Origin of the sequence: Sphingomonas sp. RB1R13, assembly GCF_036663775.1 — a bacterium.
In the GTDB taxonomy this organism is placed as follows: domain Bacteria; phylum Pseudomonadota; class Alphaproteobacteria; order Sphingomonadales; family Sphingomonadaceae; genus Sphingomicrobium.
The window spans coordinates 1,172,166-1,192,390 of the sequence record NZ_JAXOJM010000001.1; the positions used below are offsets into that span (position 1 = coordinate 1,172,166).

General features: G+C 65.7%; 22 protein-coding genes. 14 read left to right on the forward strand and 8 right to left on the reverse strand.

The window, feature by feature from the left end:
• Window positions 1-39: 39 nt before the first annotated feature.
• Complete coding sequence (locus U1700_RS05555; RefSeq protein WP_332750856.1) at window positions 40-453, forward strand: hypothetical protein; 414 nt, start codon at window positions 40-42, stop codon at window positions 451-453.
• Window positions 454-456: 3 nt separating this feature from the next.
• On the opposite strand, the gene U1700_RS05560 is transcribed toward U1700_RS05555, so the two are convergent.
• The 3 genes from U1700_RS05560 to U1700_RS05570 are packed head-to-tail and all read right to left on the reverse strand — an operon-like array spanning window position 457 to window position 4,988.
• A complete protein-coding gene (locus tag U1700_RS05560) occupies window positions 457-2,172 on the reverse strand; it encodes an AMP-dependent synthetase/ligase (RefSeq protein ID WP_332751145.1) in 1,716 nt (571 codons plus the stop codon).
• A gap of 41 nt (window positions 2,173-2,213) precedes the next feature.
• Window positions 2,214-3,956 (reverse strand): gamma-glutamyltransferase, encoded by a 1,743-nt coding sequence (ggt, locus tag U1700_RS05565; protein WP_332750858.1) that lies wholly within the window; start codon window positions 3,954-3,956, stop codon window positions 2,214-2,216.
• Window positions 3,957-3,965: 9 nt separating this feature from the next.
• Window positions 3,966-4,988: a quinone-dependent dihydroorotate dehydrogenase gene (locus U1700_RS05570; protein ID WP_332750860.1), complete on the reverse strand. Its 1,023-nt coding sequence runs from the start codon at window positions 4,986-4,988 to the stop codon at window positions 3,966-3,968.
• 132 nt (window positions 4,989-5,120) lie between these two features.
• Between U1700_RS05570 and U1700_RS05575 the strand changes: the two genes are divergently transcribed.
• From U1700_RS05575 to U1700_RS05610, 8 genes are read left to right on the forward strand one after another with little or no spacing between them, the layout of a single operon-like run.
• On the forward strand, window positions 5,121-5,525 hold the full coding sequence (locus U1700_RS05575; protein WP_332750862.1) for an RrF2 family transcriptional regulator: 405 nt from the start codon (window positions 5,121-5,123) through the stop codon (window positions 5,523-5,525).
• Entirely contained in the window at window positions 5,525-6,994 is a 1,470-nt protein-coding gene (sufB, locus tag U1700_RS05580; RefSeq protein ID WP_443025880.1) for a Fe-S cluster assembly protein SufB, read from the forward strand. Before U1700_RS05575 ends, sufB begins: the two co-directional genes overlap by 1 nt.
• A complete protein-coding gene (locus U1700_RS05585) occupies window positions 6,991-7,197 on the forward strand; it encodes a hypothetical protein (RefSeq protein WP_332750866.1) in 207 nt (68 codons plus the stop codon). Before sufB ends, U1700_RS05585 begins: the two co-directional genes overlap by 4 nt.
• The gene (sufC, locus tag U1700_RS05590) at window positions 7,184-8,011 is read left to right on the forward strand and encodes a Fe-S cluster assembly ATPase SufC (protein WP_332750867.1); all 828 of its coding nucleotides are present in this window, start codon (window positions 7,184-7,186) and stop codon (window positions 8,009-8,011) included. Before U1700_RS05585 ends, sufC begins: the two co-directional genes overlap by 14 nt.
• Window positions 8,008-8,739: a SufD family Fe-S cluster assembly protein gene (locus tag U1700_RS05595; RefSeq protein ID WP_332750868.1), complete on the forward strand. Its 732-nt coding sequence runs from the start codon at window positions 8,008-8,010 to the stop codon at window positions 8,737-8,739. Before sufC ends, U1700_RS05595 begins: the two co-directional genes overlap by 4 nt.
• Window positions 8,736-9,932 carry a cysteine desulfurase gene (locus U1700_RS05600; protein WP_443025881.1) on the forward strand — a complete coding sequence of 399 codons (1,197 nt, stop codon included), beginning with the start codon at window positions 8,736-8,738 and terminating at the stop codon, window positions 9,930-9,932. Before U1700_RS05595 ends, U1700_RS05600 begins: the two co-directional genes overlap by 4 nt.
• Window positions 9,929-10,408: an SUF system Fe-S cluster assembly protein gene (locus tag U1700_RS05605; RefSeq protein ID WP_332750870.1), complete on the forward strand. Its 480-nt coding sequence runs from the start codon at window positions 9,929-9,931 to the stop codon at window positions 10,406-10,408. Before U1700_RS05600 ends, U1700_RS05605 begins: the two co-directional genes overlap by 4 nt.
• Before the next feature lie 2 nt (window positions 10,409-10,410).
• A complete protein-coding gene (locus U1700_RS05610; RefSeq protein ID WP_332750872.1) occupies window positions 10,411-10,767 on the forward strand; it encodes a HesB/IscA family protein in 357 nt (118 codons plus the stop codon).
• On the opposite strand, the gene U1700_RS05615 is transcribed toward U1700_RS05610, so the two are convergent.
• Window positions 10,764-13,076, reverse strand: a complete 2,313-nt coding sequence (locus U1700_RS05615; RefSeq protein WP_332750874.1) for a S8 family peptidase — start codon at window positions 13,074-13,076, stop codon at window positions 10,764-10,766. The genes U1700_RS05610 and U1700_RS05615 overlap by 4 nt on opposite strands.
• Window positions 13,077-13,203: 127 nt before the next feature.
• Here U1700_RS05615 and U1700_RS05620 point away from each other — a divergent pair, with 127 nt between their 5' ends.
• Window positions 13,204-13,893: a pyrimidine 5'-nucleotidase gene (locus U1700_RS05620; RefSeq protein WP_332750876.1), complete on the forward strand. Its 690-nt coding sequence runs from the start codon at window positions 13,204-13,206 to the stop codon at window positions 13,891-13,893.
• Window positions 13,883-14,710, forward strand: coding sequence for a 2,3,4,5-tetrahydropyridine-2,6-dicarboxylate N-succinyltransferase (dapD, locus tag U1700_RS05625; RefSeq protein ID WP_332750877.1), 828 nt, complete (start codon window positions 13,883-13,885; stop codon window positions 14,708-14,710). Before U1700_RS05620 ends, dapD begins: the two co-directional genes overlap by 11 nt.
• A gap of 45 nt (window positions 14,711-14,755) precedes the next feature.
• On the opposite strand, the gene U1700_RS05630 is transcribed toward dapD, so the two are convergent.
• Both U1700_RS05630 and U1700_RS05635 read right to left on the reverse strand, forming a co-directional pair.
• Window positions 14,756-15,163: a BLUF domain-containing protein gene (locus U1700_RS05630; RefSeq protein ID WP_332750878.1), complete on the reverse strand. Its 408-nt coding sequence runs from the start codon at window positions 15,161-15,163 to the stop codon at window positions 14,756-14,758.
• Window positions 15,164-15,266: 103 nt separating this feature from the next.
• Window positions 15,267-15,833 carry a TlpA family protein disulfide reductase gene (locus U1700_RS05635; protein WP_332750881.1) on the reverse strand — a complete coding sequence of 189 codons (567 nt, stop codon included), beginning with the start codon at window positions 15,831-15,833 and terminating at the stop codon, window positions 15,267-15,269.
• Here U1700_RS05635 and argH point away from each other — a divergent pair.
• The 3 genes from argH to U1700_RS05650 are packed head-to-tail and all read left to right on the forward strand — an operon-like array spanning window position 15,796 to window position 18,394.
• Window positions 15,796-17,214 (forward strand): argininosuccinate lyase, encoded by a 1,419-nt coding sequence (gene argH / locus U1700_RS05640; RefSeq protein ID WP_332750883.1) that lies wholly within the window; start codon window positions 15,796-15,798, stop codon window positions 17,212-17,214. The genes U1700_RS05635 and argH overlap by 38 nt on opposite strands.
• The gene (locus U1700_RS05645; RefSeq protein WP_332750885.1) at window positions 17,211-17,528 is read left to right on the forward strand and encodes a hypothetical protein; all 318 of its coding nucleotides are present in this window, start codon (window positions 17,211-17,213) and stop codon (window positions 17,526-17,528) included. The genes argH and U1700_RS05645 overlap by 4 nt, the downstream gene beginning before the upstream one ends.
• Window positions 17,525-18,394, forward strand: a complete 870-nt coding sequence (locus U1700_RS05650; protein ID WP_332750887.1) for a UTP--glucose-1-phosphate uridylyltransferase — start codon at window positions 17,525-17,527, stop codon at window positions 18,392-18,394. Before U1700_RS05645 ends, U1700_RS05650 begins: the two co-directional genes overlap by 4 nt.
• Window positions 18,395-18,396: 2 nt before the next feature.
• Here the strand turns inward: U1700_RS05650 and U1700_RS05655 are convergent, their stop codons facing one another.
• Together U1700_RS05655 and U1700_RS05660 are read right to left on the reverse strand one after the other, a co-directional pair.
• Window positions 18,397-19,500 carry an alcohol dehydrogenase catalytic domain-containing protein gene (locus tag U1700_RS05655; RefSeq protein ID WP_332750890.1) on the reverse strand — a complete coding sequence of 368 codons (1,104 nt, stop codon included), beginning with the start codon at window positions 19,498-19,500 and terminating at the stop codon, window positions 18,397-18,399.
• Window positions 19,501-19,649: 149 nt separating this feature from the next.
• The gene (locus U1700_RS05660; protein WP_332750892.1) at window positions 19,650-20,186 is read right to left on the reverse strand and encodes a response regulator; all 537 of its coding nucleotides are present in this window, start codon (window positions 20,184-20,186) and stop codon (window positions 19,650-19,652) included.
• Window positions 20,187-20,225: the final 39 nt, after the last annotated feature.

Consider the following 20,225-nt stretch of genomic DNA (forward strand, 5'->3'; position numbering starts at 1 on the left):
TGCGTTACTATCCCGACGACCCCAACAGGAGTGATCGCCATGCGCCGACTTGCCACCATCGCTTTCGCTGCCTCGGGCCTTGCCGCCTGCACTGCCGACATGGGCCAGCCCGTCCAGCGCGGCGCCCGCCAGGAAGCTGAACTTCGCCAAGCGCTCGCGGGCAAAATCGCGGGCAAGCCGATCGACTGCCTCCAGTCGCACAACTCGTCCAACATGCAGGTCATCGACGACAATGTGATCCTGTTCAACGAAGGCCGCCGGACCTATGTCCAGGCTCCGCGCGGCGGTTGTTCGCCGCTCGGCTCGGGCCACTATACACTCATCACAAAAAGCTTCGGCGGCATGGGCCTGTGCCGCGGCGACATTGCGCAAGTGGTCGACCTGCAAAGCGGAATAACGGTCGGTAGCTGCTCGCTCGACGCCTTCGTGCCGTACGAAAAACCGCGCGGGTAGATATTATCGTTTGGCGGTCGCGTAGAGCCCCGCCAGCCGCTCGCCATAGGCCGCGCCGATGACGTGCCGCCGGATCTTCATCGACGGGGTCAGCTGTTCGTTATCGACTGTGAACGGCCCGTCGGCGATGACGAAGCGCCGCACCTTTTCGACTACGCTCAATTCGGCATTGACCCGGTCGACCGCCTTTGACAGTCGCGCCGCCAGATCGGGCTCGCCCGCAAATTCGGGTTCGGGCACCAGCAGCGCGACAAGGTGCGGGCGGCGGTCGCCATAGACCATCGCCTGGGCGATCTCGGGCTGGAGCGTCAGCATTCCCTCGACCCGCTGAGGTGCGACATTGTCGCCCTTGTCGTTGACGATCAGGTCCTTCTTGCGGTCGGTGATGACGATCCGCCCGGACTTGTCGATATGCCCGACGTCGCCCGTCGCCAGCCAGCCATCTTGCAACACCTTCGCGCTGCCCTCGGGGTCGCGCCAATAGCCGTGCATGACCAGCTCGCCGCGCACCATGATCTCGCCATCCCCGGCAATCCTCACTTCGGTATTGCGCATCGGCGGCCCGACCGTGTCCATCGCGATCCCGGCGGCCGGACGGTTGCAGCTGATCACCGGCCCCGATTCGGTCTGGCCATAGCCCTGGAGCACCATCAGCCCGGTTGCAGCGAAGAAATTGCCGACTTCGGGATTGAGCGGCGCCCCGCCCGAGACCATCGCCTTGATCCGCCCGCCGAACTTGGCCTGAACTTTCTTGCGCAGCGTGAAGTCGAGCAACTTGTCCATCGGCACGTCGATGATCCGCTTGGTCCCCGCCGCGCGCCGCGCCTCGATCCCAACCGCCCTGCCGAGCAGGTAGGCCGGAAGCCCGCCATCCTTTTCGATCGTCTTGAGGATCCGCGCGCGCAGCATCTCGAACAGGCGCGGGACGACGACCATCAGCGTCGGGCGGACTTCCTCGATATTGGCGGCGAGCTTCTCAAGGCTTTCGGCGAAGTAGATCTGCCCGCCCAGCGCGATCGGGAAATGCTGCCCGCCGCTATGCTCATAAGCGTGGCTCGCGGGCAGGAACGACAGGAACACTTCGTCATCCCAGCCGAAATCATTGGCGATGATGTCGATGCAACCTTCGACATTGTGCAGGATCGCGCCATGATGCTGGCGCACACCGCGCGGCGCACCACCGGTGCCGCTGGTGTAGATCAGGCAGGCGAGGTCGCCGCGCCCGACTTCCGCGATCGCTTCCTCGGCGGCGGGAACATTCGCTTCACCCGCCGCCAAGTCGGCCCAGCGGTGGAATTGCGCGACGTCGGGCGATTGCTGAACCGCCAGCGCATCGAACGAGATGATGTGATTGCATTCGGACGAAAACAGCACCGCCGGAATCAGCGACTTGGCCAGTTTCTGGGACGAGACGATCACCGCCCGCGCCCCGGAATTGCCAAGGATATGTTGGTGATCGCGCACCGTATTCGTCGTGTAGGTCGGCACGGTGACACAGCGAGCGGCCATGATCGCCAGGTCTGAAATCAGCCATTCAGGGCGGTTCTCGCTGACCAGCATCACGCGGTCGCCGGGTTTCAGCCCAAGCCTGCTTAGGCTAGCCGACAAGGCCGCGACCTGCCGCGCCGCCTCGGCCCAGCTGGTCGGCGCCCACTCGCCCTCGCGTTTGGCCCACATGAACGGCGCGTCACCCTTGGCCGCCGCCCGCGCGAAGAACATCGCGACGAGGTTGGGGAAATGCTCGAGCTGGCGGACGGGCCTCACTGCGAAACCGCCACGCCCTCGCTGCGCGGATCGGCGCCCCCGGCCCAGCGCCCCCGTCCGTCACTGCCAGCGACCCATTCGATGGCGTTGGCCTTGAACGTGCCGTGCGGCCGGACCTTGATGTCGCGATGGCCAAGCGCGGTCAGCGCCGGGATCATTGCCTCCAGCGGAGTGTCGCCCTCGACATAGACGGTGGGGCCGCTCGGCGCGAAAATCACCGGCTGGGCGATCGCCTCCTGCGCGCTCAGCTGCCAGTCGATCACGCCGATGATCGCCTTGAGCACCTGCGCCGGGATCGTCGGCCCCCCGGCCGCCCCGACCGCGAGCCGAACGCGCCCGTCGGGACCGGTCACGATCATCGGCGACATGGAGCTTCGCGGACGCTTGCCGCCCTCGACGCGATTGGCCACCGCCACCCCGTCGACGCTCGGCGCGAAGCTGAAATCGGTCAGCTCGTTGTTGAGATAATAGCCGTTGACCATCAGCCCCGACCCGAATCCGCTTTCGATCGTCGAGGTGATCGACGCGACATTGCCCATCGTGTCGGCCGCAGCGAAGGACGAAGTACCATGCTCGACCGCCTCGACCCCGAGCGCGGTCTTTGGCGCACCCGCCGGATTGCCCGCGACGACGATGGCGTTGGTCGTGGTCGGCGAGATCAGCTTCGATCGTTCGGCGAGATAGGCCGGGTCGAGCAGCCCCGCGACGGGCACCGATACAAAGTCGGGGTCGGCGAGATATTTGTCGCGGTCGGCATAGGCCAGCCGCATCGATTCCGTGATGAGGTGCCACGCCACCGGCGACCGGGGTCCAAGCGCGCGCAAGTCGAATCGCTCGAGCATCGCCAGCGTCTGGATCACGGCGACCCCGCCTGACGACGATGGTCCCATCCCGCAAAGTGAATAGCCGCGATACGATCCGCACACCGGCGCGCGCTTCTTGGCGCTGTAGCTGGCGAGGTCGCCGGCATCCATCGGCGAGGGATTATGCGACGCGCCGCGAACTGCGGCGACGATTCCGTTGGCATTGGGGCCGACATAGAAAGCATCCGGGCCTCGATCCGCGAGCTCGGTCAGGAAAGCCGCCAGCGCAGGGTTAAAGACCCGCGTCCCGACGCCAAGCGGCTGGCCGTCGGCGCCATAGAAAAGCGCCCTCCCGCCCGCTGAAAAACCTGCCGTCGATCGTTCCTCGGCCAGCGCACCATGCAATCGCGGCGTCACGACATAGCCATCACGGGCAAGCGCGATCGCCGGCTGGAACAGGGCCTTCCACTCCAACCTGCCATGATCGTGGCTGGCCCGCGCCGCCATCCGCATATTGCCCGGAACGCCGACGCTGGTCCCGCCGGGAACGACATCCTCAAAGGCGCGGGGCTTGCCGTCGGGACCCAGGAACCAACTGCCGGTCGCGGCGTGCGGCGCAACCTCGCGGCTGTCATAAGTTTCGATCACGCCTTTCGCGTCACGAAAGACCAAGTAGCTTCCCCCGCCAATGCCACTGCTTTGCGGTTCGACCACGGTCAGCGCCAGCATGGTGGCGATTGCGGCGTCGGCCGCGCTTCCGCCCTGGCGGAGGATCGACGCCCCCGCCTCGGCCGCGCGCGGATCGGCCGCGCTGACCATTCCCGGCACGGCAATGGTCGAGGCGACGGTGCGCTGCGGCATGGTGATCGCCATTGGCGGGAGGGTGGCGCAACCCGTCAGGGCGAACGCGGCGGCGAGGATTGATTTGAAGCGCATTGCCACTGGCTACTCGCTTCCCACGGCCCCCGCAATATTGGCGAAACCGCCGTGCCGAAGCCGCTCGGCCAGCCCGTCGGCGATCCGCCGCGCCAGCCCCGGTCCTTCATAGACCAGCGCTGAATACAGCTGGACCAGGCACGCCCCCGCTGCGACCCGCGCAAAGGCGTCGTCGGCATCCTCGATTCCGCCCGCCGAGATCAGCGGCAAAGCGCCCCCGCTCGCGCTTCGAAACCGGCGCAACTGATCGAGCGCGAGCGATTTCAGCGGACGTCCCGACAGCCCGCCCGTCTCGCCCCTGTGGCTCGACGAGAGGGCAGGGCGCGAGACGGTCGTATTCGCGACGATCAGCGCATCGACCCCGTGATCGATCGCTGCCCGGACGATCCGCTCATGGTCCCCCGCCTCCAGGTCGGGCGCGACCTTCAAAAACAGCGGCACCCCGCCTGGGCCTTGAGCCTCGGCTACCGCGCTCAGCAACTCGCCAAGCTCGCCGCCAGCCTGCAATGCCCTTAGCCCCGGTGTGTTGGGCGACGAAATGTTGACCGTCAGATAGTCCGCCACCCGCGCCATGGTCCGCACCCCCATGGCATAATCGGCGATGCGGTCGGCGCTGTCCTTGTTCGCCCCGATATTGACCCCGACGATCCCGCGCCTCGGCCGCCCCGCCAGCCGCTCGAGCAGCGCTGCCTGCCCGCGATTGTTGAACCCCATGCGATTGATCACTGCGCGATCCTCGGCCAGCCGGAACAAGCGCGGTCTGGCATTGCCGGTCTGCGGCAAGGGCGTGACCGTCCCCACCTCGACGAACCCAAAGCCCAGCGTCAGCATCGCATCGGGCACCTCGCCGTCCTTGTCGAACCCCGCCGCCAGCCCGAGCGGTGAGGGGAAAGTCATTCCAAACAGCGTCTGCTCCAGCAGCGCATCGAACTTCGACGGCCGATAGGGCAGGGCCTTCAGCCCGGCGATGGTCAGCCGATGCGCTCGCTCGGCATCCATGGCGAAGATCAGGGGGCGAAGCGCGCGATACATGGAACCGCCCTGTCATTGCGAGCGAAGCGAAGCAACCCAGTCGCGCCGCAGTGGATTGCGTTGTTCCGCTCGCAGGGACGTTGCAATTTCCCCGCCTTCACCCTAATTCGGACGAGAAAGATCCGAATAGACATGCGCCTCACCCACCTTGCCGATTATGCGGTCGTGATTCTCTCCGCCGCCGCGCGCCGCCCGCAAGGGGAGCGGCTGTCGACTTGTGCGCTCGCCGCCGAGACCGGGGTTCCGCTGCCGACCGCGCAGAAATTAATGGGCCGCCTCGCCTTGGCCGGCCTCCTGACCAGCACACGCGGTCAGCAGGGTGGCTTCACGCTGGCCCGCTGCCCGACCGCGATCAGCCTTGCCGAGATTGTCGAGGCGGTCGAGGGCCCGATCGCCCTGACCCAGTGCGGCGGCAGCGAGGAAGCCTCCGACTGCGCGCTCGACGCACATTGCCGGGTGAAACCGCACATGGGCCTCGTCGGCAACGCCGTCCGCGGCGCGCTCGATGCCGTCACCCTTCAACAATTGGCCCGATGATGGACGAACAGCTCGACAACGCCCAGGCGCGTGAGGCGATCGCCAAGGATTATGAGTGGGGCTTCTCATCGGACATCGAGCAGGAGTTCGCGCCCAAGGGCCTGTCCGAAGACACGGTCCGCTTCATCTCGGCCAAGAAGAACGAGCCCGAATGGATGCTCGAATGGCGCCTCAAGGCGTATCGCGCGTGGCTGACCATGGAAGAAGTCGACTGGGCCAAGCTCGACATCCCCGCGATCGATTATCAGGACAGCTATTATTACGCCGCGCCCAAGGCTAAACCGAAGCTCGGCAGCCTCGACGAGGTCGATCCCGAAATCCTGCGCATTTACGCCAAGCTTGGCATCCCGATCGAGGAACAGAAAGTCCTCGCCGGGGTCGAGGGCGCGCGCAAGATCGCGGTTGACGCGGTGTTCGACAGCGTCTCGGTCGCCACCACCTTCCGCGAGGAATTGAAGCGCGCCGGGGTCATCTTCCTGTCGATCAGCGAAGCGATCCGCGAGTACCCCGAGCTGATCAAGAAATACCTCGGCTCGGTCGTCCCGCAGCGCGACAATGTTTTCGCCTGCCTCAACGCCGCGGTCTTCTCCGACGGCACCTTCGTCCTCGTCCCCGAGGGCGTCCGCTGCCCGATGGAACTCTCGACCTATTTCCGCATCAACGCCGAAAACACCGGCCAGTTCGAGCGTACCCTGATCGTCGCCGAAAAGGGCAGCTACGTCTCCTACCTCGAAGGCTGCACCGCGCCGATGCGCGACGAGAACCAGCTTCACGCGGCAGTCGTCGAAATCTACGCGCATGAAGATGCCGAGGTAAAATACTCGACCGTCCAGAACTGGTATCCCGGCGACGCCGACGGCAAGGGCGGCATCTTCAACTTCGTCACGAAGCGGGCCCTGTGCGCGGGCGCGCGGTCGAAGGTCAGCTGGACCCAGGTCGAGACCGGATCGGCGATCACCTGGAAATATCCGTCGTGCATCCTCAAGGGCGAAGGCAGCGTCGGCGAATTCTACTCGGTCGCGCTGACCAACCATCGCCAGCAGGCCGACACCGGCACCAAGATGATCCACATCGGCAAGAATACCCGCTCGACGATTATCTCGAAGGGCATCAGCGCCGGCCGCTCGAACAACACCTACCGCGGCCTGGTCCGCGTCCTCCCCGGCGCCGAGAATGTCCGCAATTTCACCCAGTGCGACAGCCTGCTGCTGGGCAGCGAAAGCGGCGCCCACACCGTCCCCTACATCGAGGTCAAGAACCCCACCGCGACGATCGAGCATGAAGCGACGACGTCGAAAATTAGCGAAGACCAGCTCTTCTACGCGACGTCTCGCGGCCTCGATGCGGAGGCGGCGGTGGCGCTGATCGTCAACGGCTTCGCGCGCGAAGTGCTGAAGCAACTCCCGATGGAGTTCGCTGTGGAGGCGCAGAAGCTGCTGGGAATTTCGCTTGAGGGGAGCGTCGGATGAGCTTCTTTAAAAAACATCCGAGAATCTGGATCGCTTTCTGGGGAGTCTTTGGCTTCGGTGGCCTTGCGATGATTGCTGAAGCTGCTCTCGGTCCGGGCATGAATTTAGCGCTCATTTTTAAGGGCCTGGTCGGCGTTGCCGTGGCCGGCATGATGATCCGCTACCTTGTGCCGGAATTGCGGAAACAAAATGCTCAAAATTGAAAACCTCCACGCCACGGTCGCCGGCAAGCCGATCCTCAACGGCTTGTCCCTCACCGTCCCGGCGGGCGAAATCCATGCGATCATGGGGCCCAATGGCGCGGGCAAGTCGACGCTCGCCTATGTGCTCGGCGGGCGACCGGGGTATGACGTGACGGGGGGAAGTGTGATGTTCATCCCCGCTCGTCATTGCGAGGAGCAAAGCGACGAAGCAACCCAGCGGCAAGAGGCTGGCTTGCTTCGCTCCGCTCGCAATGACGATGAGGCGATCGACCTCCTCGCCCTCGCCCCCCACGAGCGGGCCGCCGCGGGCCTGTTCCTCGGCTTTCAATACCCGGTCGAGATCCCCGGCGTTTCCTCGTTCCAGTTCCTCCGCGAAGCCCTCAATTCGCAGCGCCGCTCGCGCGGCGAAGCCGACCTCTCGGGCGCCGAGTTCATCAAGCTCGCCAAGGCCCAGGCCGCAGCCCTCGGCATGGATGCCGACATGCTCAAGCGCCCGGTCAACGTCGGCTTCTCTGGCGGCGAGAAGAAGCGCGCCGAGATGGTCCAGATGGGCATCATGAACCCGCGCCTCGCGATCCTTGACGAGACCGACAGCGGGCTCGACATCGATGCGCTCAAGGCCGTCGGCGCGGGCATCAACCGCATCATGCGCGCCCCCGACAAGTCGGTGCTGCTGATCACCCATTATCAACGCCTGCTCGACTACGTGACGCCCGACCGAGTCCACGTCCTGCGCGCGGGCCGGATCGAGCGCTCGGGCGGCCCCGAACTCGCCCTCGAACTCGAGCGCGAAGGCTATGTCGAGGCCGCATGACCGCGCTCCCCACCCGCAAGCTGGAAGCCTATCGCTACGCCGACATCGCCGCGTTGGGCGACGTGTGGGACACGCTCGCCGTGCCTGAAACGACGCGAATTGCTGCGCAGCAAAAGCTGCAGCAAATCTGGCTCCCGAGCGACGATGACGTGCAAGTCCGTCGCGCTGAAATCACCTTGGCGGAGGGCGCATCGGCGCATATTTTCGCGTTGAACACTGCCTCTCGGTACGGCCGCTACGAAATCGACGTGACCCTCTCTGACGGCGCCCATTTCGAGCTCAACGCGGCGATCATCGGCAGCGGTTCGACCACGCTCGAAATCGTCACCACCGTCCGCCATATCGGTATCGGCGGAACGTCGAAGCAAATCATCCGCAACATTCTTGGTGGGACCGCCACTGGCTCCTACCTCGGCAAGGTCGCCGTTGCGCGCGGCGCCCAGCAGACCGATAGCGAGCAGTCGGTGAAAGCCATGCTCCTCTCGCGCGGCGCCACCGCCAACGCCAAGCCCGAACTCGAAATCTACGCCGACGACGTGAAATGCGCCCACGGCGCCACCGTCGGCGAACTCGACCGCGAGCAACTCTTTTACGCCGCTGCGCGCGGCCTCAACCCCGCCACCGCCCGCGCGCTCCTGCTTGAAGGATTTGTCGGCGGCCTGTGGGATGACCTCGACGACGACGCCATCCGCACCGCCGCGAGCGCCGCGCTGAGAGCCATCGCATGACCATGTTCGAGCGCCTCTCCACGCCCCTCGATGTGCGCGACCAATTCCCGGCGATCCCCGCGGGTTGGCACTATCTCGACACCGCCGCGACCGCGCAGAAGCCGCAGGCGGTGATCGACGCGATTACCAACGGTTATGCCCGCGATTATGCGACCGTCCATCGCGGGGTCTATCAGCGATCGTCGAACATGACGCTGGCTTATGAAGCCGCCCGCGCCGCAACCGCGACGTTCGTCGGCGCCGCTTCGCCCGACGAAATCGTCTTCACCAAGGGCGCGACCGAGGCGATCAACCTCGTCGCCTACGCCCTCCCCCGCGAAGGCCGCGACCGCGTTCTCCTCTCGGCGCTGGAGCATCACAGCAATATCGTGCCGTGGCAGCTGGCGGGGTACGCGATCGACGTCTGCCCGCTGACAGCAGACGGCCAGATCGACCTCGACGCGGCCGAAGCCCTTGTCACCGACCGCACGCGCCTCGTCTCCTTCGCTCATGTCTCGAACGTGCTCGGCTCGATCCTCGATGCCCCCCGCGCCGCCGCCATCGCGCATGCCAAGGGCGCACTCCTGCTGCTCGACGGTTGCCAGGCCGCGCCCCGCCTCAACGTCGACGTCACCGCGCTCGACTGCGATTTCTACGCTTTCTCGGGGCACAAGCTCTACGGCCCGACCGGCATCGGCGTGCTCTACGGCCGAGCGTCCCTGCTCGACGCCATGACCCCGTGGCAGGGCGGCGGCGCAATGATCGACCGAGTGAGCTTCGAAGGCACGACCTTCGCTCCACCTCCGGGCCGGTTCGAGGCGGGCACCCCGCATATCGTCGGCGCGCTCGGCCTCCACACCGCAATCGACTGGGTCGAGGGCATCGGCCGTGACACCATCCACGCGCATGAAATGGCGCTGACCCGGTCGGCGCGCGAGGCGCTTCGCCGGATCAACAGTGTCCGCCTGTTCGGCCCCGATGCATCGGCCGGAATTGTCAGTTTCGCCTATGAAGGGGTGCATCCGCACGACGTCGCCACCATCTTGGACGATGCGGGGGTTGCGATCCGCGCCGGGCACCATTGCGCACAGCCATTGATGGAGTGGCTCGGGGTTCCCGCGACCGCCCGCGCCTCGTTCGCGGCGCACAGCGGGGCTGACGATGTCGAGGCGCTGGTGGACGGATTGACGCGAGTGAAACGGATTTTCGGATGATGGACGAAGCGATCAAGATCGAACCGGTGGATAGCGTCGAGCCGCCCGCGCGCGCCCGCGTCGAGCCCGAAGCGGCGCTTGAGTCCCAGGCCGAAGGATTTGCCCGCAAGCGCGATTATCTGGCCGGCTTCCTCGCCGAGGAAAAACCCGCCGCGCCGGTCGGCGGGGCAGGGGGCGCGCTTCAGTCGTCCGTGATCGATGCGCTCAAGACGATCTACGATCCCGAAATACCGGTCGACATTTACGAACTGGGTCTGATTTACGACGTTGCCGCCACCGAGGACGGCGATGTCGTCGTCACCATGACGCTGACCACGCCCCATTGCCCGGTCGCCGAGTCGATGCCGGGCGAAGTCGAGATGCGCGTTCTTTCGGTCCCGGGCGTGCGCGACGCCGAGGTCAAGCTGGTGTGGGAACCGGCATGGGACCCTTCGAAGATGAGCGACGAGGCCCGCCTCGAACTGGGAATGCTGTAGCCATGAATGTCCAGACCCGCCGCCCGCGCCCCGCCGCAATCACCCTCACGCCCGCCGCTGAGGCGCGCATCGCCGACCTCATGGCCAAGGCGCCCGCCGACGCGATCGGGGTCAAGCTGTCGACCCCGCGCCGTGGGTGCTCGGGCCTCGCCTATTCGGTCGATTACGTCACCGACGCGGTCGCGTTCGACGAGAAGATCGAGACCCCGGGCGGGATATTCTTCGTCGACGGCGGGTCGATTCTCTACCTGATCGGATCGACCATGGACTGGGTCGAGGATGACTTCGCCGCGGGCTTCACCTTCGATAACCCCAACGCCAAGGGCGCTTGTGGCTGCGGCGAAAGCTTTACGGTCTAAAAGCCGAGCGAAAAGCGGAACGCTGCGCCAACGTCATTTGGTGCGCTCGCGACATGTCCCGGTTGCCGACGCATGAACAAATTGCCGCCGACCCAACCGCTGCCGATTACCGGCCGACCATAGGACAGCTCGGCGTCCATCTCGCGCCCGCTGGGGCTGAGCGAAAAACGCTCCAGGCTGTTGGTCGCCTCGCCGGTGGTGTAATTATAGGCAGTCGGCAACATCGTCGCAAAGCCGCCGGTGGCGATGCGTAGCGGTTGCGACAGACGCAGGCCGATCCGGTCGCTGCCATTGAACAACCCGGTCCTGGCAAGATCGAAGGCATAGGCCTCGCTCTGGAACTTGCCCGCGCCGAAGCTCGTCCACCCGCGCCGTCCGGCCAGGCTTGCGCTCCATCCCGATCCAAGCTCGCGCCGGGCCTCGACATCCAGGAACAGGGTCGATGACCCACCCCCGCCGAGCGCGCCGCCGATCCGTCCGCCAAGCAGCGTCTGCTGCTCGTCGAGCCGGCTCATCCCCGCCGACAGGAAGCTGTGGCCGAAGCTCTTGTCGACCGACATTGCCATCAGCCGGTAGGGCGATCCGGTGGCGGTCGTCCTGACGTCCTGCCACACATGGCCGTTTTCGGCCGACAAGGTGACGCCGACCGGGCCGACCTGCCGACGAAGAGCCATGCTGCCCCCGCGCCGTGACGCAAAGCCATTGTCGCTCGACGCGTCCTTCGCAATCAGGAAAGCGCCGGCCGCCGCGCCCGACAGGCTGCGCTCCATTGCCTTGGCACCCTCGGCAAAGCCGAACGCGGCGGCGGTCTTGCTGTCGAGCCGGGCAATCGCCGATCCCGCGATCAGCCGCGCGCGGCGGGCGTCGTTGGGGCCGATGCCGAGCTGCGACAATTCGACTTCGCGCTGGCGACTGTGGCTTAGCGAGACGGTCATGGCGATGCTGAACTTGCCCGCGGCGGCGCCCGCAACTTGGGTAGACCCCGACAATGCGCGTTCAAGCGGGCGCGACTGGTCGGCCTGGCGAAGCGTCTTGGCGAGGTCGATCGCAAAGGCACGGGAATAGCCGTCCAGGATCACCGCGCCATAGCCTTGCCCCGATGCTGCGTCACCGGCCGCGGCGGGAAGATTGCCATTCATCCCGGTCGAGACCGCAACCTGGCTTCCCGCCAGGCTGGTCGCCCCGATCGGCTGGAAGGCGCGCGCGATGTTAAGTGCGCCACGACCGAAAATCGCATCGGTCCCGGCCGCGCCGAGGTCGTCGGCGCTCTTGAACAATATGTCGACGATCTGCTTGCCGGTCAGGTTGGGGAAGGCCTGCGCCATCAGCGCCACCGCCCCGCTGATGGTCGGCGCCGAGAAGCTGGTCCCGGACCAGTAATATTCGAGGCCGTCATTGCTGATCGCGCGGTCACGATAGCCGACCGCGGCAAGATAATAGGCGGCGCCCGTTCCGGCGCGGTTTGAAAAGGTCGAAAGCTGGGTCGCGTCGGTACCGGCGCCCGGGTTTGCGGGGTCGGTCGGGACGCCGATCGATCCGGCGATGATTACCGATCCGGGCGAGGATTCCGCCGGGGTCAGTGCGAACGGGTCGGGGTTGATGCCCTCGGGCTTGGCGCCGTCGTTCCCGGCGGAAATGACCAGCACGATGCCGGCAGTGGTCGCTCGGGTCATGGCCGCCAGAAGAACCGTGCCAGGCGCAGATCCGCCAAGGCTCAAGTTGATGACTCGTGCGCCGGCGACTCGCGCCGCGTCGATGCCGCTGGCGATCGCACTATCGAAAAAGTCGCAGCCACCCCCGGTATCGGTCTTGGGCGTGGCGCAGGTGCCGGGTTCGTCGGCGCGAAGCGAGATGATCGTGGCGTTGAAGGCCACACCCTGGATCCCGCTGTTATCCTTGGCCCCCGCAGCAACATCGGCAACTGCGGTTCCATGACCGTTTTCGTCGCTAACCCCGCGCGATCCGGCGACATCGGCGCTTGCTGCATCGATCCTTCCGGTGAATTCGGACAGCGCGGGATTAATGCCGCTGTCGACGATTCCGATCTTGATTCCCGCGCCGGTCCCACCGGCATTATAGGCTGCAATCGCCCCCGCTGCGGCCGCTGCATTGCTTCGACGATATTCCTGCGTGTCATAGTTGACCGCAGTCGGCGTCGGCGTCGGGGTCGGGGTCGGGGTCGGGGTCGGTGTGGGGGTTGGCGGCGGCGTCGGCGTCGGGATAGGAGCGGGTGTCGAGCCGACTCCACCGCCACCGCCACAGGCGGACACGGCCAGCACCAGCGCAAGCGCGCAACTGGCCGAGCTCAATAGCCGAGTCCTCATCCTTAACTCCCGCCCAAGACGCTGATTGATAACAGCTTTCCAAGATTGTCCATAATCTTGAAATGCTTTCATTTTGCTGAAGACCCAAAAACGTCTAGGCGCCCGGACAGATATGGAATTTTCGCTCGCCCCGCCCTTCGCCGGCATCACCGACTGGGTCTTCGACCTTGATAATACACTCTATCCTGCCTCGACGCGATTGTTCGACCTGATCGACGAGCGGATGAGCGCCTATGTCCAGCGGCTGCTCGGCTGCGACCCGGTCGAGGCCAAACGGGTCCAGAAGACATATTTTCGCGACCATGGCACGACGCTCGCGGGGCTGATGAAGCACCACGACGTCGATCCGCACCATTTCCTGAACGACGTTCACGACATCGCGCTCGACCGGGTTGCGCCCGACCTGCGACTGGCTGAAGCCCTCCGCCGCCTGCCCGGGCGCCGCTTCGTCTTCACCAATGGCAATGACGCCTACGCCGATCGGGTGCTGGCGGCGATCGGCATCGACGACCAGTTTCACGGGCTGATCGACATTCACGCCTGCGCCTATCGACCCAAGCCCGATCCGACCGGCTACCAGTTGTTGATCGACCGCTTCGCCATCGACCCGACCCGCGCCGTGCTGGTCGAGGACATGGCCAAGAACCTCAAGCCCGCCAAGGCGATGGGGATGACCACCGTGTGGGTCGACAATGGCTCGGACCATGGCAATCATCTCCACGACCCCGCCGATATCGACCTGACCATCACCGACGTCGCCGACTGGCTGACCGACCTACTGGAGCCTCCCCATGTCTACTGACCTGCAAGCGATCATCGATGCCGCGTGGGATGCTCGCGACGGGGTCAGCGCCGCCACCACCGGCGAGGTTCGCAACGCGGTCGAGCAGGCGTTGCTCAGCCTCGACAGCGGCCAGGCGCGGATCGCGACCCGCAACGGGGTCGGCGACTGGACCGTCCACCAATGGCTTAAAAAGGCCGTCCTCCTGTCGTTCCGCCTGAACCCGATGGAGCCGATTTCGGGCGGTCCGGGTGGTTCGACCTGGTGGGACAAGGTGCCGAGCAAGTTCGACGGCTGGGATGGCGACGCGTTCACCGCCGCCGCCTTCCGCGCCGTCCCCGGCGCGATCGTCCGCCGCGGCGCCTACATCGCGCCCGGCGCGGTGCTGATGCCCAGCTTCGTCAACCTTGGCGCCTACGTCGGCGAAGGCACGATGATCGACACCTGGGCGACCGTCGGCAGCTGCGCGCAGATCGGCAGGAACGTCCATATCTCGGGCGGCACCGGGATCGGCGGCGTGCTCGAGCCGCTCCAGGCCGGCCCGGTGATCATCGAGGACAATTGCTTCGTCGGCGCCCGCTCCGAAGTCGCGGAAGGTGTCATCGTCGAGGAAGGCGCGGTCATCTCGATGGGCGTGTTCCTCGGCGTCAGCACCAAGATTGTCGACCGTGCCACCGGCGAAGTCATCTACGGTCGCGTCCCCGCCTACTCGGTCGTCGTCCCCGGCACGCTGCCCGACGCCAAAGGTGGCCCCAGCCTCGCCTGCGCCGTCATCGTCAAGCGCGTCGACGAAAAAACCCGCAGCAAGACCAGCATCAACGAGTTGTTGCGGGACTAAGTGATACCAAGCTCGGTCGTTCGTATCGCTTACTCTTCGAAAAAACTAAGCGCGTTGGCTGTGTATTTCGGCAAAGCCACGGAATTCTGCCTGGAGACCTGGATCACTCAGCTTTTCGGTGACTCCAAAAATGATTTCGCTGAGGGTCCCGTCTGAGGCTCGGGGCCCCTCCTTGAACGCCATCGACCACTCGCCAAAGGCTCGGGCCGACACGCTTCGCGATGTCAAAACAACTGTGGCGAAGTGACGCTGATCCTGCTGGATTCGCTCGTAAGTGTCGCAGACCGCCGCGACCGGACCCTCAAGGACCTGGAGAAAGCGATTACCTCCGCAAACCAGAAGCCCGGTAACGCCAACACGCGCGTTATTTCTCTGTGATACAGCGAGTATCTCGCGCAACAAGTCTGGCGAAATTTCCGAGCGAGATGTGCTGATATAGACGAGCTGATGCATCTGATCGAGTTCTCCTGCAGAACTCCTATCTCACCGTATATGAAGATACCGTTTCCACGGCGCGTTTCGGTCGCTCGTGGTGAGGTCGGGGCGGCACATATCGCTATTTCGCCGCCGCCAGATCCTTCGCCGCCTCGGCACTCGTCCAGTCGCGATCCCCGACGAACCGCCAAACCTCACGCCCCTCGCTGTCGTAAAGAATACTCGTCGGCAGCACTGGCGCTCCCGCCTTGTCGCTCATCGCCATCTCGCTATCCTGCCACACGTCGAGGTTCTTGATGCCATGTTCGGCGAGGAAGGCGGCGACCGAGGCGAGCGGGGCCATGTCCTGCGACAAAGCGACGATCTTGACCGGGCCATTGGCGGCGGCGAGCTTGTCCAGCGTCGGTAATTCCTTGACGCACGGTACGCACCAGCTCGCCCACAGATTGATCAGCACCGGATGACCCTTGAACTCGGACAAGGCCGTATCCTCACCCTCGCCGTCCTTGATGACGATGTCGGGCGCGGGCTGGCCGGCGTGGCTCGTGTCGAGGCCCTTCTTCGGGCCTTGATCGGCGGCGGCGCTCGCGACGTTGGCTTGCTGCTCCGGCGGCTTTTGCCTATCGCAGCCGCCAAGCGCCACCAGCCCCATGAGGAGCGATATTATCAGCCGCAGGGATAGCGACACGGGCAACTCCAATTCAATGTGGGGCGGACGCTTTGCGGGCGGCCCGGCCGCGGTGATGCGCGAGATAAATGCCTCGATCGCAATCGACAAGCGATTGTGGCGCGAGGACATCGCCGCCAGCCGCGCCCATGCCGCGATGCTGGCGAAGCAGGGGATCCTCTCATCCGACGATGCCGCCGCGATCGACGCCGGGCTTCAGACCGTCGGGCAGGAGATTGCAGCCGGCAAGCTGGTCGAGGATCCCGCGCTCGAGGATATCCACATGCATGTCGAGCATCGCCTGTCGCAGCTGATTGGCCCGGTGGCAGGTCGGCTCCACACCGCGCGGTCGCGCAACGACCAGGTCGCGACCGACTTCAAGCTGTGGGTGCGCGGCGCCATCGACGAGGCGCTGGGCGGGATCGACGCGCTCGAAGAGGCACTGCTCGTGCGGGCCGAGGAGCATGCCGCGACGGTCATGCCGGGCTTCACTCATTTGCAGTCGGGGCAGCCGGTGACGCTTGGCCATCACCTGCTCGCCTATCGCGAGATGCTGGTCCGCGACCGCAGCCGCTTTGCCGACGCGCGCCGCCGGATGAACGAAAGCCCGCTGGGATCGGCGGCACTGGCGGGGACGGGCTTTCCGCTCGACCGCGAGTCGACCGCCGCCGCGCTCGGCTTCGACCGGGCGACCGCCAACAGCCTCGACGCCGTGTCCGATCGTGATTTCGCGGTCGACTATCTCCACGCCGCCGCGCTGACCGCCGTCCATCTGTCGCGGCTGGCGGAGGAGATCATCCTGTGGGCATCGCAGCCGTTCGGCTTCGTCAAGCTGCCCGACGGCTGGTCGACCGGTTCGTCGATCATGCCGAACAAGCGCAATCCCGATGCCGCCGAGCTGGTGCGCGGCCATTCGGCGCGGATCATCGGCGACCTGATCGCGATGCTGGTGCTCCTGAAAGGGCTCCCGCTGGCCTATGCGAAAGACCTTCAGGACGACAAGCCGCCGGTGTTCGACGCGGCCGACCTCCTTTCGCTCAGCCTGGCCGCGATGGCCGGGATGATCGCCGACCTGGAATTCGTGCCGGCGAGGATGCGCGCCGCCGCTGCCGCCGGACACGCCACCGCGACCGATCTTGCCGACTGGCTGGTGCGCGAGGCCGATGTCCCGTTCCGCGAGGCGCATCATGTCGCCGGTCGCGCAGTGGCGGTGGCCGAGGCGGCGGGCATACCGCTCGACGGGCTCTCCCTCGAACAGCTTCAGGCGGTCGACCCGCGCATCACCGATGGCGCCCTGGCGTGTCTTTCGGTCGAATCATCGGTGGCGTCGCGCACCTCGGCTGGCGGGACCGCGCCCGACCGGGTACGAGAAGCCATCGCCGCCGCGAGGAGCAGCAAGTGAAGCGTTTTTGGGGCCTCGCCGGTGTCTTTTTGCTGGTTGGATGTGGCAAGATCGTTCCGCTCGAGCCCGCGCCGGGCCATGCGTTGTCGGTCAAGCCGGCGATGGCGCCGCGCCAACTGACCGCCGAGGAACTGCTCCAGCCGCGCACCGATGCCGCGCCACAGCGGGTCGACGAGCTGATGCGCAAGTCGATGCCGCGCCGCACCGACCGGTTCGACCTGCCGCCCCCCGACGGCGGCGCCCCGACGCTTTCTGCGGGAACCGATCCCGCCGCCGCGCGCTCGGACACGACAGGAACCGAATTGCCCAAATGAGTCTTATCCGCCCCGTCAGAAAAGCCGTCTTCCCCGTCGCCGGGCTCGGCACCCGCCTGCTCCCCGCGACCAAGACGATGCCCAAGGAAATGCTGACGGTGGTCGACCGGCCGCTGATCCAGTACGCCGTCGACGAGGCACGCGACGCAGGGATCGAGCAGCTGATCTTCGTCACCGGGCGCGGCAAGTCGAGCCTGGTCGATTATTTCGACCTCGGCTTCGAGCTTGAGGCGACGATGGAGAAAGCGGGCAAGAGCAGGGCTGCGCTCGACGGATCGCGGACCACCCCGGGCGAGCTGATCTCGGTCCGCCAGCAGCAGCCGCTCGGGCTCGGCCACGCGGTGTGGTGCGCGCGGCATATCGTCGGGGACGAGCCGTTCGCGGTGATCCTGCCCGACGACCTGATGGTCGGTGGCGCTCTCCGCCAGATGGTCGAAGCGTATAACCGGGTCGGCGGCAACATCGTCTGCGCTGCTGAGGTCGAAGCCGACAAGACCGCGAGCTATGGTATCGTCACCCCGGGCAAGAGCGAAGGCAATCTCACGCAAGTGCTCGGCATGGTCGAGAAGCCGAAACCCGCCGACGCGCCGTCCCGTCTGGGGATCATCGGCCGCTATATCCTCCAGCCCGAGGTCATGGATATCCTCGACGCCAAGGAGTCCGGGGCGGGGGGCGAAATCCAGCTGACCGACGCCATGGCCAAGCTGATCGGCAAGCAGCCGTTCCACGCAGTCGAAGTCGACGCGGTGCGGCACGATTGCGGCGACAAGGCCGGGTTCGTGCTGGCCAATCTGGCAATCGCGATGGACGATCCGGTCCTGGGGCCCCGAGTCGCCGAATATCTGGCGAGCCGCGGGCATGTCTAGCATTAGGGAATGACGACCTGGCGGACGGCATGTCCGGACGCCAGGATGTCGAACAGGGCATTTATCTCTGCGATCGGCGAGACCGAGGTAAGCAGTCGCTCGACCGGCAACCGCCCCGCGCGCCAAAGCGCGATGTAGCGCGGGATGTCGCGCGCCGGGATGGAACTGCCGAGGTAACTGCCGATGATCGTCTTGCCGTCGGCGACGAGGCTCACGGCCGGAATCGAAAAAGTCTCGGCCGGATTGGGCAGCCCGACGGTCACGACCCGCCCGCCGCGCCGCGCCAGTGCATAGGCGCGCTGGAGGACGACCGCCTTGCCGACGGTTTCGATCACGACGTCGGGCGGGGCGACGCCGTCTTCCTCGCCCGGCGCAAAGGCTTCCGCCGCACCGAGTTCGAGGGCGAGCGCGCGTTTCCCCGCGACCGGGTCGATTACACTGATCGGGTTACCGCCGCCCGCGACCGCGCCGAGTAACGCTGCAAGCCCGACCCCGCCCAACCCGTAGATGGCGACGCTCTCGCCGGGGCGAAGCCCTGCGCTGTTGAGCACCGCCCCGACCCCGGTCAGCACCGCGCAGCCGAACAGGGCGGCAATCTCTGGCGGGACGTCGCCCTCGATCTTGACCGCCGATCGTCGGTCAATCACGGCATGGTCGGCAAAGGCCGAGACACCGAGATGATGGTGCACATCGGCCCCCGCGTCATGAAGCCGGAACCCGCCGCGCAGCAATTCGCCCTTGCCATTGGCCGCCGCTCCCTTGGGGCAGAGATAGCCTTCGCCCGACAGGCAGCGCACGCACGCTCCGCACGCCGGCAGGAACGCGAGCGACACCCGGTCACCAACGGCGAACTGTGGATCGTCGGGATCGCCGACCTCGACCACCGTGGCGCATGCCTCATGACCGAGCACCATGGGCATTGGTCGGGGTCGATCACCATTGATCACCGAAAGGTCAGAGTGGCAAAGTCCTGCCGCTTCGATTTTGACAAGCAGTTCGCCAACGCGCGGTGGATCGAGCGTAAGCCCCGCCAGGCGCAGCGGCCGGTCATCTTTGAACGGACCCGAATGCCCGATTGTGGCCAGTGTTGCGGCAACAATCTTCATATGGGGACCCTTTTCCGCATGCTTGGCCTTAGCAGAGTTGCCGAATGCCGATCTTCACTAGATTTGAGAAGGCATGTTTCAAAGCCCAGAAAGTGATCGCTGGCATCGCCAATGGGTCGAGAGCGGTCAATCGCACGCATCGCATACTGTCAGTTCGCGACCAGCCCGGCCAACCGTATCCGCTCGCCTTCGCTCGCCGCCAGCGCGACGCGCATTTCGCCTAGCTCGATCGCGCGAGTGACGACGCGGGCGTCGAGGACGGCATTGTCGGCGCGCAGCTGTTTGGTCGCCCGTGCGCGGTTCAACTGGCGGGCGATGCGGGCGAGGAGGAGGTCGTGGTCGAACGGCTTGACGACGATATCGTCGGCCCCGGCCTGAAACCCCAGGACCGCACCCGAGCGGTTGCTTCGCCCGGCGATGAGGATGATCGCTACGTCGCGAAGCGCGGTGTCGTCGCGGATCAGGCGGGCAAGATCAATCCCAGTCATCACCGGCATGGCGAGTTCGGCGAGCACGAGATCAACCGGCAACCGATAAAGTTCGGCGACCGCAACCTCAGCGCTGTCGGCGGCGACGATGCGGTAGCCGGCTTCGCCCAGCCGCCGCGCGAGGACGCCGAGCGCTGCGCGATTAGGCTCGACGATGAGGATTCGTGGAGCATGGGCCAAAGGGGACGGCGCTGTCATTCCACCCCAATTAAACGGTAATGGTTAAGAGGGGCTTAG